Genomic DNA, 15782 nt, shown 5'->3' on the forward strand with positions numbered 1-15782 from the left:
GTATTTGCAGGGGAGGATATGGATGGGCAGTTTAGCCGAGAAAAGGAATCGATTTGAGCTGTTGATGCAGCAAGCGCAGATTCCTTCCGACATCGTACAGCCTTATTTTGCGGAGGGCTATCTGGATCAGGTCGTATGCAGCCGCACCAATCGCGAGTGGACCTTCCATCTGGTTAAAAGCGACCTGGTTCCACAGGATATTTACCGCTTGTTTTGCAGCAGGGTGAAGGAGAAATTTGCCCATATCGCAGAGGTACAATTTACTTTCAGCTTTGCAGCGGCGGAGACTTCGACACTCGTTGAGGAGTACTGGAGTTTATTTTTGGAATGGCTGCAAAAAGAAGCCCCGACGATCAATGGCTGGATGAGCAAGGCGAAAGTCGAAGCTAAAGGCAATGACTTGACGATTGTTTTCCTCGATCAAATCGGGATGGAACAAGCCAAGAAGAAAAATATCGATCAATTTGTACGGACTTATTATCAAACTTATTTTCAAATTCAGCTTCGGGTATCTTATAAAGTGAGTGAATCGAACGAGGAAGAATACGAGAACTTTCAGAACATGATCGTTCAGGAAGTTAAGACGGTAACCCAGGAAATGATGCTGTCCATTACTCAGGAGGACGCGACATCTTCCTTGCCGGATCCCAACGCTCGGCTCATGATGGGCTATGAGATCAAGGATCAAGCTGTTTCCATGCAGGATATTAAAGAAGAAGAGAAGAAGGTCACTGTGCAGGGAACGGTGTTTGGCTTGGATGTGAAGGAGCTGCGAAACGGGAGTACCTTGTTTACTTTTAATCTGACGGATTTCTCTGATTCGCTTGCCATGAAGGCTTTTGCCAAAACCAAGGAAGATGTGAAGATTCTCAGTCTGCTGGCCGACGGAAAATGGATCAAAGCAAGAGGCAAGGTAGAATTTGATCGTTTTATGCAAATCCCTGAGCTCGTGATGATCCCAAATGATATCAATGAAATCATGCCGCCCAAGGGTCGGAGCGATGACGTCGAAGAGAAACGAGTGGAGTTTCACCTACATACGACCATGAGCACGATGGACGGCATTACGCCGGTCGATCAATATATCAAGATGGCTGCCAAATGGGGACATAAGGCCATTGCCATAACCGACCACAGCGGTGTGCAGTCTTTTCCGGATGCGGGCAAAGCCGCCAAGAAACACGGCATCAAAGTCATTTACGGGGTAGAAGCCAATGTAGTTAACGACTCCGTGCCCATAGTTCTGAATCCGGCACCTCTGGATTTAAAGCAGGCAGCATATGTTATTTTTGATATTGAGACGACTGGACTCTCGGTTACGAACAACTTGATCATTGAAATCGGCGGGGTCAAAATGCAGGACGGCAAAGAAATCGACCGGTTTTCGACGTTCATTGATCCTCATGTTAAAATCCCTTACAACATTCAACAGCTGACCAACATCACGGATGATATGGTTCGTGGGGCTCCCGAGCTCGCAGACAAGCTTCCTGAGTTTGTCGAGTTTGTGGGGGACTGTGTGCTGGTAGCGCACAATGCCAGATTTGATATGGGCTTCATACAAGCCAATTTAAAAAGAATGGGACTTCCGGAGCTGAGTAATCCGGTGCTCGATACACTGGAGCTGGCACGCTTTCTTTTCCCATCGATGAAAAATCATCGACTGAATACACTTTCGGACAAATTCAAGGTTAGTTTGGAAAATCATCACCGGGCGATTGACGACTCTATTGCGCTTGGTTTTATTCTCTATCATTTAATCAGTGAGGCTTCTGATAGACATATCGTGTCGCTAGACAGGCTGAATGATCAAGTAGGTAAGGATTTGACCAATCAAAGGCCGTTTCATTGCTGTATTTATGCCCTTAATGCCACAGGCAAGACGAATCTGTTTAAACTGATTTCACTTTCACACACCGAGTATTTTCATAGAGTTGCCTGCATTCCCAAAAGCAAGCTGATCGAGCTTCGCGAAGGACTTCTGGTTGCCTCGGGCTGTGAGCGCGGCGAGTTTTATGAAGCCGTCCTTAACAAGTCTATGGAGGAAGCAGAGCAGGTGGCCGAATTCTATGACGTGCTGGAAATCCAGCCGGTCAGTTACAATATGCATTTGGTAGACAAAGGCTTTGTTGGAAGTCGTGCGGATTTGGAAAATGTCGTTAAAAGCATTTGCGAGATTGGATTTAAACAAGGCAAACCGGTAATCGCAACAGGCAATGCCCACTACTTGCACCCTAGGGATAAAGTATCCAGGGATATTACCATTCACGGGATTACAGGATTTAGTCCCCTTAAAGATATGAAGAAGCCGGATGCTCATTTTCGAACGACGAAAGAGATGCTCGAGGAGTTCAAATTTCTGGGCGATGCCAAAGCGCGCGAGGTGGTGGTTCAAGCTACCAATGAGCTGGCTGACCAGTTTGAGGAAATCCAGCTTTTTCCGGATAAGCTTTTCACTCCCATAATTGAGGGTGCCGACGACGAGATCCGTGAAACCTGCTATCGGACCGCCAAAGTCATCTACGGAGAAGAACTACCTGATGTGATTACAGCGAGACTTGAAAAAGAACTCACTCCAATTATCAAATTCGGTTTTTCCGCTAACTATCTGATTTCCGAGAGGTTAGTTAAAAAGTCAAATGCTGACGGTTATCTGGTAGGCTCGAGGGGTTCCGTAGGCTCTTCCGTGGTTGCCATGATGCTGGGTATATCCGAGGTTAATCCGCTTCCGCCGCATTATATTTGTTCTTCCTGCAAGCACAGCGAATGGTTTTTGGATGGCAGTGTCCCAAGCGGATTCGATTTGCCGGATAAGGCATGCCCGAGCTGCGGAGGTCTGCTCAGAGGCGATGGACATGATATTCCGTTTGAAACCTTTCTGGGCTTTAAAGGGGACAAGGTTCCCGATATTGACCTCAACTTTTCAGGTGAATATCAGCCGATTGCACACAACTACACAAAGGTGCTTTTTAGTGAAAAAAATGTATTTCGTGCTGGGACGATTGGTACCGTAGCCGATAAAACCGCCTATGGCTTCGTGAAAAAATATGAAGAAGAGCAAGGCAAGCATTGGCGTGGAGCAGAGCTTAGCCGATTAGCCAGTGGCTGTACGGGTGTGAAGCGCAGTACGGGTCAGCATCCAGGAGGTATCGTTGTCGTACCCGACTATATGGATATCGACGACATTACACCCGTACAATTCCCTGCGGATGATACGAGCTCGGAATGGAAAACGACACATTTTGATTATCACGCCTTCGATGCCAATTTGCTTAAGCTCGATATTCTCGGTCATGACGATCCGACGATGATGCGTATGCTTCAGGATCTCACAGGGATAGACCCAACTGCCATCCCGATGAACGATAAAAAAGTGATGAGCATCTTTAATTCAACCGAAGCCATCGGTGTTAAACCGGAGCATATCCGCTCGCCTGTAGCGACCTATGGCATCCCGGAAATGGGGACCAAATTCGTGCGGCAGATGCTGCAGGAAACGCAGCCGAGTTCATTTGCCGACTTGCTGCAGATTTCCGGCTTGTCCCACGGGACAGGCGTTTGGCTCGGCAACGCGCAGGAGCTGATCCGCAAATCGATTTGCAGCATTAAGACAGTTATCGGCTGCCGTGATGATATCATGCTGTATTTGATCTACAAGGCGGGCATGGATGCGGGGCTGGCTTTTAAAATTACGGAGAGCGTGCGTAAAGGCAAAGGCTTGACGGATGAATGGAAAGAAGAGATGAAGCGGTGCAATGTTCCGGCTTGGTACATTGAATCTTGCGAACGCATTGAGTACATGTTCCCTAAAGCTCATGCTGCAGCTTATGTTATTTCGGCCGTGCGTACCGCTTACTTCAAGGTCTACCATCCAATCGCATTCTATGCGACCTACTTTACCGTTCGGGCGCAGGATTTTGATTTGAACATCCTTTGCCAAGGCTATGAGGCCATCTTCAAGAAGCTGGTCGAGATTGAGGAAAAGGGCTTTCAAGCGCTGCCTAAGGAAAAAGCCATGATTTCCATTTTGGAAATGGCATTGGAGATGACTTCGCGGGGGTTCAGCTTTAAGCCGATTGATTTGTATCGTTCCCATTCCACGCGCTTCATCATCGAAGACACCTCCTTGATCCCGCCGTTTTCGGCCATGTCGGGAATTGGCGAGAACGCGGCGAAGCAGATTGCGGCCGCCAAGGAAAGCGGGGATTTCTTGTCGATCGAGGACTTCCAAACCCGCTCCAAAGCTTCCAAAACGATTGTGGAAATTTTGACCTCCATGGGCTGTTTCCGCGGGCTTCCGGAGTCCAATCAGCTTTCTCTGTTCTAACTCATTTCTAGGCTATGGCGGCGGTTTTAGCTATTGTAAACCTTAATATGGTTATGGTATAATTTTTATTGGCAATAATGAGGATATCAGCTTATGTACTTGAGAGTGGGGAAACCCACTCTTTACATTTTGATATGGGACTTTTTGGTATATACCTCAGCTTATGCTTGCTGAGCAAGTTTTCTATGAAACCTCAGCTAATGCTTACGAAGTAAGTTTTCTTCGAAAACTCAGTTGATGCTTACGAAGTAAGTTTTCTACGAAAACTCAGCTAATGCTTACGAAGTAAGCTTTCTACGAAAACTTTGAGGAGGGCCAGTCAAGGGTGATCACACAAGAACAAATTAAATCCACAATTGAAAATATGCTGGGTTCGTTCATGGAGCAAAATGCTTTTGAGCTCGTGGATGTGGAATATGTCAAAGAAGGCAGTAACTGGTTCCTTCGCGTCTATGTGGACAAAGAGGGCGGCATTGATATAGATGATTGCAGCCGAGTCAGCGAATTCCTGAGCGTCCAGCTTGATGAGAAAGACCCGATCCCTGATGCCTATTTTCTTGAGGTTTCATCACCAGGAGCCGAACGTCCGTTGAAGAAGCCTCAGGATTATTTCAATGCTTTGAATCACCATGTATTTATTACGACATACGAGCCGATTGACGGCGCTAAGGAATTTGAAGGACTGCTGGTTTCCTTTGATGGAGAATCGCTTACGGTTCAAGCCGGCAAGAAAGAAAGCAGCATTCCGTTAGCCAAAGTAGCCAGTGCCAGATTGGCGATCGTATTTTAAATTTGTCACGATTGAAAGGGGGAACTCCAAGCAAATGAATATGGATTTTATCGAAGCTCTGTCGGAAATTGAAAGAGAGAAGGGCATCTCGAAGGAACTGTTAATCGACGCTATTGAAGCTGCCATGATTTCCAGTTACAAAAGGAATTTCAATACAGCCCAAAACGTGCGTGTGGACATTAACCGCCAAACTGGACTAATCAAAGTTTATGCTCGCAAGACGGTGACAGAGGAAGTTCTTGATGTAAGAATGGAAATATCGGTCGAGGCTGCGCGTGAAATCAACTCCAATTATCAGTTGGATGATATCGTCGAAATTGAAGTAACGCCTCGCGATTTTGGACGTATTGCCGCCCAAACGGCAAAGCAGGTGGTTACCCAGCGTATTCGCGAGGCGGAAAGAGGCTTGATTTATAACGCCTTTATCGATAAAGAAGAGGATATTGTAACTGGCATACTCCAGCGTCAGGACCAACGCAATATTTATGTGGATTTAGGTAAAGTCGAGGCTGTTCTGCCTCTAGGCGAATTGATGCCAACCGATAAATTCAAACAAGGTGACCGCATCAAGGCATACATTACCAAAGTCGAGAATACGACGAAGGGGCCGCAGATTATTTTATCCCGGACACATCCTGGTTTGCTCAAACGGCTGTTCGAGCTGGAAGTACCGGAGATTTTTGACGGTGTTGTGGAAATTCGTTCTGTTGCGCGCGAAGCCGGATTTCGTTCGAAGATTGCGGTACATTCCAGAAATGCCGAGGTCGATCCGGTAGGATCCTGTGTGGGTCCCAAAGGAATGCGGGTGCAAACGATTGTAAGTGAGCTTCGCGGCGAAAAGATCGATATCGTGCGCTGGATGGAGCATGTCGAGGATTATGTGGCCAATGCGCTCAGCCCTTCTAAAGTGATCGAAGTGCAGGTGTTCGAGAACGAGAAGATGGCCCGCGTCATCGTGCCGGATTATCAGCTTTCTCTGGCGATCGGCATCAAGGGACAAAACGCCCGATTGGCTGCAAAGCTGACCGGTTGGAAAATAGACATTAAGAGTGAAACGCAAGCCGAACAAGAATACGGCAGAACCAAAACTTATGCCGAAGAAATGCATCAAGATTCCATTACGATTGACTAATCATTGAATGTTTTTTATGTGAGAAGAGCAAGGAAACCAGAAGAGGTGATTGGGATGAAACAGAGAAAAGTCCCTCTAAGAAAATGTGTGGCCTGCCAGGAAATGATGCCCAAGCGGGATTTGATCCGTGTCGTCAAAACCCCAGAGGATGAAATACTCATTGATCTTAAAGGCAAAAAATCCGGTCGCGGCGCTTATCTTTGCGGGAAGGTTTCTTGCTTTAAGCTGGCAAAGAAGAGCAAGGCGCTGGATCGAGCATTGAAATCACCGGTGAGCGCCAGTATTTATGATCAGCTGGAGCAGGATTTTATCCGCGTGGAAGATGAGTTTATAGCCTCGAAAGAGGAGGCTTCCGATGAAGAGTAAATTTTTATCACAGCTGGGGCTCACGATGCGGGCTGGTAAGCTCGTTACCGGAGATGAAGGTGTATTTAAGGCTATTCGCTCGGGTGAAGCGAAGCTTGTTATTTTAGCGGAAGACGCTTCCGAGAATACGAGCAAAAAGTTTCAGGATAAATGCCAGTTCTACGGTATACCACTCATACAAATGGGCAGTAAAGAGGAACTAGGCGGAAGCATTGGCAAAGAGATGCGGGTCATCCTCGGCGTTTTGGACGGAGGCTTTGCCCAAATGCTGCAAAAGTGCCAGGTAAACCCTGCGGAGGTGAAAAGGATTGACTAATAAAGAAGAGAATAAAGATAAGCTTCGCGTTTATGAATATGCAAAATCTTTAAATATGAGCAGTAAAGAGATCATCACAATCCTGAAGAGATTGAATATCCCCGTCAACAATCACATGAGTGTGATGGAAAATGATGCGGTAGGCAGCGTGGAGAAATTTTTCCGCGACATTAAAGCTAATGCAGCAGCCAAGAGAGCAGCTACAGACGGAGGAAAAGTGAATTCAACAACACCCAGTAATAAGCCTGCAACCGCAGCCGCAGCTCCGGCAGCGGAATCCAATCAAGCAGCAAGACCTGCTGCACCCCAGCAGCAAGCTTCGAGTCCTGTAAGACCAACCGGGTCAAGCCAAGGATCCCAAGGATCTCAAAGTTCTCAAGGCTCTCAAGGGCAAAGACCTTATAATTCACAATCGTCATCCAGACCCCAACAAGGCGGTCAATATGTGTCCAGTCGTCCGGCTTCTTCCCAGCAGGGCCAAGGTACTGGTCAGCGTCCGCAAGGTCAAGGCGGACAACGTCCTGGCGGCAGCTCCGGGCAAGGTCAGCGTTCAGGCGGCGAGAACAGGCCTTACAACAACCAAGGCCAAGGCGGCGGCAACCGTCCTGCATACGCAGGCAGCAACAGCGGCGGCGGCGCAAGACCTGCCAGCAGCGGAACTCAAGGTCAAGGCGCTGGCAATCGTAATACTTCAGGCCAGGCTCCGCGCACTGGCCAAGGCTCCTTCAGTCAAGGCGCCGGCAGCCGTCCGCAAGGCAGCGGAACACCGACTCGCAGCCAAGGACCGACTCGCTCCTATGATAATAACCGCGGAGGCCAAGGACAAGGCGGCAGACCTGTCATTCAAGAGTCCAAGCCGCTATTTCGTCCAGGTGCGACACCTGAGGAAATCGATGATGCAGCAGCAAAGGCAGCAGCTAATTTCAAAAAACCTATAAAACCTCCTCAAAACCGTTTTCAGGACAGCCGTCCTACCGGCGGTCGAGGTGGCAGCAGCGGCGGCAATCGCGGGAATAACCGCAATAACAGCCGCGGCAAATATCAGCAAGACACCGTCAAAAAAGAAAAAATCGACAACACACCGAAAAAGATTATTGTACGCGGCACGATGACTGTTGGCGAAATGGCCAAACTGCTGCACAAGGATGCTTCTGAAGTCATTAAGAAACTATTATTCTTAGGTGTTATGGCTACCATCAACCAAGAGCTGGAGATGGAAGCTATACTTCTGATTGCCAGTGAATTTGGCGTCGAGGTAGAAGTGAAAATCAAAGTCGAGGAAGATAACTTCGAAACCTTCGAAGAAGTCGACAATGAGGCTGACCTCTTGGAGCGTCCGCCGGTCGTTACCATTATGGGTCACGTTGACCATGGTAAAACCACATTGCTGGATGCTATCCGTGAAACCAATGTCACCGAGGGTGAAGCGGGTGGAATCACTCAGCATATCGGAGCTTACCAAGTAGATATCAACCAGAAGAAAATTACATTCCTGGATACACCGGGCCACGAAGCGTTCACCGTAATGCGTGCAAGAGGCGCGCAAGTTACCGACATCACGATTCTGGTCGTAGCCGCGGATGATGGAGTTATGCCTCAAACGGTTGAAGCTATCATGCATGCCAAAGCTGCAGGAGTACCTATCATCGTAGCTGTCAATAAAATTGATAAGCCAGGTGCTAATACCGAGAAGATCAAGCAAGCCCTGACAGAGTATGAGCTTGTACCCGAAGAGTGGGGCGGAGATACGATTTTCGTGGAGCTCTCCGCGAAACAGCGTATCGGCATTGAGCACCTGCTGGAAATGATTCTGCTCGTAGCCGAAGTGCAAGAATACAAAGCCAATCCGAACAAACGTGCTAGGGGAACGGTCATTGAAGCCGAGTTGGATAAAGGCAGAGGACCAGTTGCCCGCATCCTGATTCAACACGGCACACTAAAAGTCGGAGACAGCTTCGTTGCCGGAGTCTGCTTCGGCCGCGTTAGAGCGATGGTGAACGACAAGGGCAAACGATTGAAGGAAGCCGGTCCTTCCACACCTGTAGAAATTACAGGCTTGACGGAAGTTCCTCAAGCAGGAGATCCTTTCCTTGCCTTCGAAGATGAGCGTAAAGCAAGAGACATCGCCGACCGACGTGCTATCACCCTTCGTCAATCCGGAATGGGCGCAAATTCTCGCGTAACGTTGGATGATCTTTACAAGCATATCAAAGAGGGTGAAATCAAAGACCTCAATGTCATCATTAAAGGTGATGTTCAAGGCTCGGTTGAAGCGCTCAAAGGTTCCTTAGAGAAGATTGAAGTGGAAGGCGTCCGTGTTAAAGTCCTGTTAACAGGAGCTGGAGCCATTACTGAGTCGGATATTATCCTGGCTTCTGCATCCAATGCGATCATTATCGGCTTTAATGTTCGACCTGATCCGGCCGTTCAAGCAACCGCAGATCAAGAAAAAGTTGACATTCGCTTACATCGAATTATTTATAATGTAATCGAAGAGATAGAGCAAGCTATGAAAGGGATGCTTGATCCCATCTACAAAGAAAACGTCATCGGCCATGCCGAGGTTCGTAATGTATTTAAAGTCACGGGTTCCGGCACCATTGCAGGCTGTATGATTACTTCAGGTAAAGTAGCCCGCAATGCCGAAGCTCGTTTGATCCGCGGCGGAATTGTCGTCTATGAAGGCAAAATTGATTCCCTGAAACGCTTTAAGGATGACGCCAAGGAAGTAGCGCAAGGCTACGAGTGCGGAATTTCTCTTGAGAAGTTCAACGACCTCAAAGAGGGAGATATTATTGAAGCCTTCATCATGGAAACAGTTGAGAGGTGATAACGTATGGCAAGAGTCCGTGTAGGTCGAGTAGGCGAACAGATCAAAAAAGAGCTGAGCCAAATCGTGCAATCGGAATTAAAAGACCCGCGAATCGGCTTTCTTACCGTGACCGGGGTGGAGATTACTAACGATTTATCAATCGCTAAGGTTTTCCTTAGCGTCATGGGTACGGACGAGCAGAAGGAAGCGACGCTCAAGGCGCTTTCTTCCGGCTCGGGCTACATCCGCTCCGAGCTTGGCAAGAGGATCCGCTTGCGCAAAATTCCCGAGCTGCAGTTCAAATTCGATGCTTCCATCGATTACGGAAGTAAAATTGACAACATTCTTCATCAGTTGGGCAGGGAAGGGAATTCAGACTCATGACCACCGAGCTTTATGATCAAGAGACTATTTACAAGCGGCAGCTGGAAGCAGCTGCAGCTTTTATTATCGAGCATGACGATTTTCTGGTAGTTTCCCATATCCAACCGGATGGGGATGCGGCCAGCTCTACTTATGTAACGGGTTATATGCTTAAACAGTTGGGCAAATCCTTCACATTGATCAATGAAGGTGCGATCCCTGCCAAATTTGATTACTTATGGGGAAGCGAGCTAGCCATTAATTTCTCGCTGCAGGAAGTAAATCGTCAATTCCAAAACGTGATAACTGTAGACTGTGCTGATTTTTCCAGAATTGGTAAGATCAGCACTCTTTTTGACGAACGGGCGGAACTGCTCAACATTGACCATCACCCGACGAATGATCGTTTCGGCACCAGCCATTTGATCAAAGAGGATGCGGCCGCAACCGTTCAAATTCTTTACGATCTGGCTTTGGAATTGCAGATTTCCCCGACCAAGGAATTTGGGGAGTGCATCTATACAGGTTTGATTACGGATACCGGGGGCTTTCGGTATTCCAGTACCTCACCGCGAGTGATGCAAATAGCTGCAAGCTTGTTGGCACTCGGGGTACAAGGGGCCGAGATTGCCGAACAAGTGCTTGAGCGATTAACTTACGCCCAGATCGTTGTCATGCAAAAGGCGCTTTCAACCTTGGCTTTCTCACATAACCGCCAGCTAGCCTGGCTATCCGTATCCCTCGTTGACCTGGAGCAAACCGGAGCCTCCAGTGAGGATTTGGACGGGCTTGTGAATTATCCGCGCAATGTGGAAGGCGTTGAAGTAGGTATGCTTTTCAAAGAAAAAGAACCGGACGTGATTAAGGTCAGTCTTCGCTCTGCCGGAAAAGTGGATGTAGCGCGAATCGCTCAATCACTTGGCGGAGGCGGACATGTGAGGGCTTCCGGCTGCACGTTAAACGGAACGCTGGAGCAGGCGATCATGATCATGGTTCAGGAAGTAGGAAAAGAACTGAGATGACGATCGAAGGCATTTTGCCCGTTTTCAAACCGGAGAAGTTCACTTCCCACGATGTTGTTGCCAAGGCGCGAAGAATTCTGGGCATCAAGCGAATCGGTCATACCGGTACGTTGGATCCGGCAGTTACGGGTGTGCTGCCTCTTTGTATAGGACGAGCTACCCGCATGGTTGAGTACATTCAAGAGCTGCCCAAGGAATACGAAGCGGTACTGCTTTTTGGGATAGCTACAGATACGGAAGATTTAACCGGAACCCCTATCCATGAAATGGCAGATGTGCAATTGGATGCGGAAGATGTGAAACGAGCATTGCATGCTTTTATTGGAGAAATCGAGCAGATACCGCCGATGTACTCGGCTGTTAAAATAGATGGCAAAAGGCTTTATGATTTGGCCAGGGAAGGCAAGGAGGTTCAGCGGAAATCGCGTACCGTGCGGATCGAAGCTTTAGAAGTACTCGACATGAAGCTGAATCTTAAGCACCCTGAGGTGCGATTTCGCGTCAAGTGCTCGAAAGGCACCTATATTCGAACGCTGTGCGTGGATATCGGAAAGTCTCTTGGTTTTCCATCCGTTATGAAACAATTGATTCGCACATCTACGGGGAACATTGGACTCGAGCAGTGCCTGACATTTGAACAGATTGAACGTTATATTGCCGAAGGAACCTTGGAGCAATATTTGATTCCTATGGATGAAGCGATCTCGCATATTCCATCTGTCGATTTATCCGCTTTACAGGCCGAACATGCTTTGCAGGGCAAACCGATTATGCTTTCCTATTCGCCTTTGATCAATAAAGAGAATTCTTTATTCAGAGTATACGGCCCTGATCATCAATTCCTTGGTCTTTTTGAATGGAAGGAAGAGGCCCTGAGCCTGATTCCTGTAAAAGTATTTCATTAGAACATACCGTATTGGTTGGAAAATGGGTAGGTGAAGAGATGTATGGAAATAGTCCAGCTATCATATCCGCTTAATGATCATTCGACGGGGATTCTTCCTGTCAAACAGGTGATAGCCATCGGTGATTTTGATGGTGTCCACCTAGGGCATCGAGAAGTCATTGGCCGCGCTTTATACACGGCGGAGCAGCTGCATCTTCCCGCTTCGATTATGACCTTTGATCCGCACCCCAGAGTGGTGCTGGGTCATGACAAATATAAAGAGCTCTTGACGCCGCTTCATAAAAGAATGGAGCTTTTCGAGCAAATGGGTGTCAGCTATGTATATGCGGTACATTTCGACACAGCTTTGATGCGGCTTTCTCCCGAGCATTTTGTCAATGAGATTCTGCTTCCGATCGGTGTAGATAGTGTAATAGTCGGCTTTGATTTCCACTTTGGTTATCAAGGTAAAGGCAACCCGGATACCCTATGTGAGCTGAGCCACGGCAAATTTGCCGTAGAGGTGGTGCGGCCCTACTATATTGATGGAGCTAAAGTAAGCAGCACGCTGATTCGTGAAGCTCTTGTGAGTGGGCAAGTTGATGTGGCAACACGCCTGCTTGGACGCCGTTACAATGTTCGAGGCAAAGTTGTCAGCGGGGATAGAAGAGGGAGAACCATTGGATTTCCAACAGCCAACCTTGAACTGGATGAAGCCTATATCAAGCCTTTGAATGGCGTTTATGCCGTTAAGGCGCAGGTGAAGGGACTGAATTATGACGCCGTGATGAATGTAGGAGTCAAACCTACCTTTGCAGCAAGTGAGCCAAAGCCGTCCTGGGAAGTGCACTTGTTTGATTTTGAAGATCAGATCTATGGCGAGACGGTTACGGTTGAACTTGTTGAATTTTTAAGGGAAGAACGCAAATTCACTTCCATTGACATGCTTGTCGCGCAAATCAAACAGGATGCTGAAGAAGCAAAAGCGAAATTATCGCATCTTTAAGGCTTCAAGCATTTACTTGCACCATCTACCTATGCTATACTGATAAGGCTGTCAAGAGAGATTGCTTCATTTGACGCTAACCGCAGCATGGATTCACGCTATCACCGGCGTATTCTGGGCTGCTGGGGATACTTCATGAACAGGAGGTGAACAAGGATGGCATTAACACAAGAACGCAAGACCCAACTGATTGAAACTCACAAGGTACATGATACCGATACGGGTTCTCCAGAGGTTCAAGTGGCTATCCTTACGGAAAACATTGTTAACCTGACAGACCATTTGCGGATGCACAAAAAAGATCATCACTCCCGCCGTGGTTTGCTCAAAATGGTTGGACAACGCCGTAAGCTGCTAGCATACCTGAAAAACAATGATGTACGCCGTTACAGCGCTTTGATTGAAAAGCTGGGCTTACGTCGATAACACCGACATCGAGAAGCAACCTGTTGCTCTTTCGCTGGGCTCAAACGGGCTGAGCGTGCAGTGGCGACAAGGTTGCTTTTTCTTGCTCTTTTTAAAAAGAAAAAAGAAGGAAATACTAGGCTTCATGAAGAAGTAATGTAAGATTATCTACGGGCAATACATACAAGCAGCTTACAGAACAAGCATGCTTTAGGAGGATTTTATGGAAAAGAAAGTACAAATGGATCTCGGCGGCCGGCCGTTCATCATGGAAACCGGACGTTTAGCCAAACAAGCCAATGCAGCCGTAACGGTGCGTTATGGCGATACGGTTGTGCTCTGCACAGTGACGGCTTCTACGGAACCTAAGGATTTGGATTTTTTCCCGTTAACCGTTAACTATGAGGAAAGATTATATGCAGTTGGTAAAATCCCGGGCGGATTCATCAAGCGGGAAGGCAGACCCAGCGAGAAGGCGATTTTGGCCAGCCGCTTAACAGACCGTCCGATTCGTCCGTTGTTTCCGGAAGGCTTCCGGAACGATGTCCAGATCGCTAATATCGTCATGAGCGTGGATCAGGAATGTTCACCTGAAATTGCCGCTATGATCGGCACTTCTGCTGCTTTAAGCATTTCCGATGTTCCTTTCAGCGGACCTGTCGGCGGTGTTATCGTAGGGAGGGTAGACGGACTCTTTGTTGTCAATCCGACCACGGAGCAAGAAGAAAAAAGTGATATCCATTTGGTTGTTGCGGGTACGAAAGACGCCATTATGATGGTTGAAGCCGGTGCCAAGGAGGTTCCGGAAGAAGTGATGCTCGAAGCCATAATGTTCGGCCATGATGAAATCAGAAAAATCGTAGCCGTGATTGAAAGGCTTACTGAAGAAGCAGGCAAGCCCAAGATGGAAGTGAAGCTGCATACGGTTGCCCCCGAAATTAGCAGCACTGTTCGTGAGTTTGCCCAATCCAGATTGGTGGAGGCCGTCAAAATTCCTGAAAAGCACGCTAGACAGGAAGCTATTGATGCAGTAAATTCCGAAGCGGTTGAACATTTTAAATCGGTCTACGCAGATGCTCCGGAAAACATGGGTGATGTAAAAGAAACCTTGTATGATATCGTAAAGGAAGAAGTTCGCCGATTGATCACACATGATAAGGTAAGACCGGATGGTCGCGGACTTGATGAAATTCGCCCGATTGAATGCGACATTTCCCTGCTCCCGCGCACACATGGTTCCGGCTTGTTCCAGCGTGGACAAACTCAAGCACTCAGCGTATGTACACTTGGACCATTAGGAGATGTTCAAATCCTTGATGGTTTGGATATGACCGAAACCAAGCGTTTCATGCATCACTATAACTTCCCCCCTTTCAGCGTTGGGGAAGCAAGACCGCTTCGTCCTCCAGGCCGCCGCGAAATTGGACATGGCGCACTGGGTGAAAGAGCGATGGAACCGATCATTCCTAATGAAGTCGATTTCCCATATACCATTCGTCTGGTTTCGGAAGTGCTGGAGTCCAATGGCTCTACTTCCCAAGCAAGTATCTGTGCGAGTGTCCTTGCACTAATGGATGCAGGAGTACCTATTAAAGCACCTGTTGCCGGAATCGCTATGGGATTAATAAAAGACGGAGACCATTTCTCCATTTTGTCCGATATTCAGGGGATGGAAGACCACCTTGGCGATATGGATTTTAAAGTGGCAGGTACAGCTCAAGGCGTTACGGCTTTGCAAATGGATATCAAAATCGATGGAATCGACCGCAGCATTCTGCAGCAATCATTGGCTCAAGCGAAAGAGGGAAGAATGCACATCTTGAAGAAGATGTTAGCCCGTATCGACGAGCCTAAGAAAACGTTGTCCCCTTATGCGCCGAAAATTCTGACCATGCACATCAATCCTGATAAAATTCGCGATGTGATCGGTGCAGGCGGTAAAATCATTAACAAAATCATCGAGGAAACCGGCGTGAAAATCGATATCGAGCAGGACGGCCGCGTGTTTATCGCTTCTTCTAACGAAGAAATGAACAACAAAGCCCGTGCTATCATCGAAGGGATCGTTAAAGAAGTTGTCGTCGGAGAAACTTATCTTGGGACCGTCAAGCGCGTTGAGAAATTCGGCGCATTTGTTGAGATTTTACCGGGTAAAGAAGGCCTGGTCCACATTTCCCAGCTGTCCAATGACCGTGTTGCCAAAGTGGAAGATGTCGTTAACGTCGGCGACTCCATTACCGTAAAGGTTACGGAAATCGATAACCAGGGCCGCGTCAATTTATCTCGTAAAGCTACCCTTGCTCCGCAGGTCCCTGCTCAAAACTAAGAGAGGGATTTGCAGGCTTCAATTACATCCG

General features: G+C 47.8%; 12 protein-coding genes. All 12 read left to right on the plus strand.

Going from position 1 to position 15782, the window contains the following annotated elements:
* Window positions 1-22: 22 nt before the first annotated feature.
* The 12 genes from BLV33_RS02725 (at window position 23) to pnp (ending at window position 15751) form a co-directional block, all read left to right on the plus strand.
* Window positions 23-4327, plus strand: coding sequence for a PolC-type DNA polymerase III (locus BLV33_RS02725; protein WP_090788066.1), 4305 nt, complete (start codon window positions 23-25; stop codon window positions 4325-4327).
* A gap of 328 nt (window positions 4328-4655) precedes the next feature.
* Window positions 4656-5117, plus strand: coding sequence for a ribosome maturation factor RimP (gene rimP / locus BLV33_RS02730; RefSeq protein WP_090798609.1), 462 nt, complete (start codon window positions 4656-4658; stop codon window positions 5115-5117).
* A 34-nt stretch (window positions 5118-5151) separates the two neighbouring features.
* Window positions 5152-6249 (plus strand): transcription termination factor NusA, encoded by a 1098-nt coding sequence (gene nusA, locus BLV33_RS02735; RefSeq protein ID WP_090788068.1) that lies wholly within the window; start codon window positions 5152-5154, stop codon window positions 6247-6249.
* 54 nt (window positions 6250-6303) lie between these two features.
* Window positions 6304-6615 carry an RNase P modulator RnpM gene (locus tag BLV33_RS02740; RefSeq protein ID WP_090788070.1) on the plus strand — a complete coding sequence of 104 codons (312 nt, stop codon included), beginning with the start codon at window positions 6304-6306 and terminating at the stop codon, window positions 6613-6615.
* Window positions 6605-6931 carry a L7Ae/L30e/S12e/Gadd45 family ribosomal protein gene (locus BLV33_RS02745; protein ID WP_090788072.1) on the plus strand — a complete coding sequence of 109 codons (327 nt, stop codon included), beginning with the start codon at window positions 6605-6607 and terminating at the stop codon, window positions 6929-6931. The genes BLV33_RS02740 and BLV33_RS02745 overlap by 11 nt, the downstream gene beginning before the upstream one ends.
* Complete coding sequence (gene infB, locus BLV33_RS02750) at window positions 6924-9761, plus strand: translation initiation factor IF-2 (RefSeq protein ID WP_090788074.1); 2838 nt, start codon at window positions 6924-6926, stop codon at window positions 9759-9761. The genes BLV33_RS02745 and infB overlap by 8 nt, the downstream gene beginning before the upstream one ends.
* Before the next feature lie 6 nt (window positions 9762-9767).
* Entirely contained in the window at window positions 9768-10127 is a 360-nt protein-coding gene (rbfA, locus tag BLV33_RS02755; RefSeq protein ID WP_090788076.1) for a 30S ribosome-binding factor RbfA, read from the plus strand.
* Window positions 10124-11128, plus strand: a complete 1005-nt coding sequence (locus BLV33_RS02760; RefSeq protein WP_090788078.1) for a DHH family phosphoesterase — start codon at window positions 10124-10126, stop codon at window positions 11126-11128. Before rbfA ends, BLV33_RS02760 begins: the two co-directional genes overlap by 4 nt.
* A complete protein-coding gene (gene truB / locus BLV33_RS02765) occupies window positions 11125-12033 on the plus strand; it encodes a tRNA pseudouridine(55) synthase TruB (protein WP_090788080.1) in 909 nt (302 codons plus the stop codon). Before BLV33_RS02760 ends, truB begins: the two co-directional genes overlap by 4 nt.
* A 42-nt stretch (window positions 12034-12075) precedes the next feature.
* Window positions 12076-13020 (plus strand): bifunctional riboflavin kinase/FAD synthetase, encoded by a 945-nt coding sequence (locus BLV33_RS02770; RefSeq protein WP_090788082.1) that lies wholly within the window; start codon window positions 12076-12078, stop codon window positions 13018-13020.
* A gap of 156 nt (window positions 13021-13176) precedes the next feature.
* Window positions 13177-13446 carry a 30S ribosomal protein S15 gene (gene rpsO / locus BLV33_RS02775; RefSeq protein ID WP_090788084.1) on the plus strand — a complete coding sequence of 90 codons (270 nt, stop codon included), beginning with the start codon at window positions 13177-13179 and terminating at the stop codon, window positions 13444-13446.
* Window positions 13447-13648: 202 nt separating this feature from the next.
* Complete coding sequence (gene pnp / locus BLV33_RS02780; protein WP_090788086.1) at window positions 13649-15751, plus strand: polyribonucleotide nucleotidyltransferase; 2103 nt, start codon at window positions 13649-13651, stop codon at window positions 15749-15751.
* The last annotated feature ends 31 nt before the right edge of the window (window positions 15752-15782 follow it).

Origin of the sequence: Paenibacillus sp. GP183 (assembly GCF_900104695.1) — a bacterium.
Lineage (GTDB): Bacteria > Bacillota > Bacilli > Paenibacillales > NBRC-103111 > Paenibacillus_AI.

What these genes read in the sequence shown, in the direction of transcription:
- BLV33_RS02725 (WP_090788066.1), top strand. Translation starts at nt 23, where the DNA reads ATGGGCAGTTTAGCCGAGAAAAGGAATCGATTTGAGCTGTTGATGCAG.
- nusA (WP_090788068.1), top strand. Translation starts at nt 5,152, where the DNA reads ATGAATATGGATTTTATCGAAGCTCTGTCGGAAATTGAAAGAGAGAAG.
- BLV33_RS02740 (WP_090788070.1), top strand. Translation starts at nt 6,304, where the DNA reads ATGAAACAGAGAAAAGTCCCTCTAAGAAAATGTGTGGCCTGCCAGGAA.
- BLV33_RS02745 (WP_090788072.1), top strand. Translation starts at nt 6,605, where the DNA reads ATGAAGAGTAAATTTTTATCACAGCTGGGGCTCACGATGCGGGCTGGT.
- rbfA (WP_090788076.1), top strand. Translation starts at nt 9,768, where the DNA reads ATGGCAAGAGTCCGTGTAGGTCGAGTAGGCGAACAGATCAAAAAAGAG.
- BLV33_RS02760 (WP_090788078.1), top strand. Translation starts at nt 10,124, where the DNA reads ATGACCACCGAGCTTTATGATCAAGAGACTATTTACAAGCGGCAGCTG.
- truB (WP_090788080.1), top strand. Translation starts at nt 11,125, where the DNA reads ATGACGATCGAAGGCATTTTGCCCGTTTTCAAACCGGAGAAGTTCACT.
- BLV33_RS02770 (WP_090788082.1), top strand. Translation starts at nt 12,076, where the DNA reads ATGGAAATAGTCCAGCTATCATATCCGCTTAATGATCATTCGACGGGG.
- rpsO (WP_090788084.1), top strand. Translation starts at nt 13,177, where the DNA reads ATGGCATTAACACAAGAACGCAAGACCCAACTGATTGAAACTCACAAG.
- pnp (WP_090788086.1), top strand. Translation starts at nt 13,649, where the DNA reads ATGGAAAAGAAAGTACAAATGGATCTCGGCGGCCGGCCGTTCATCATG.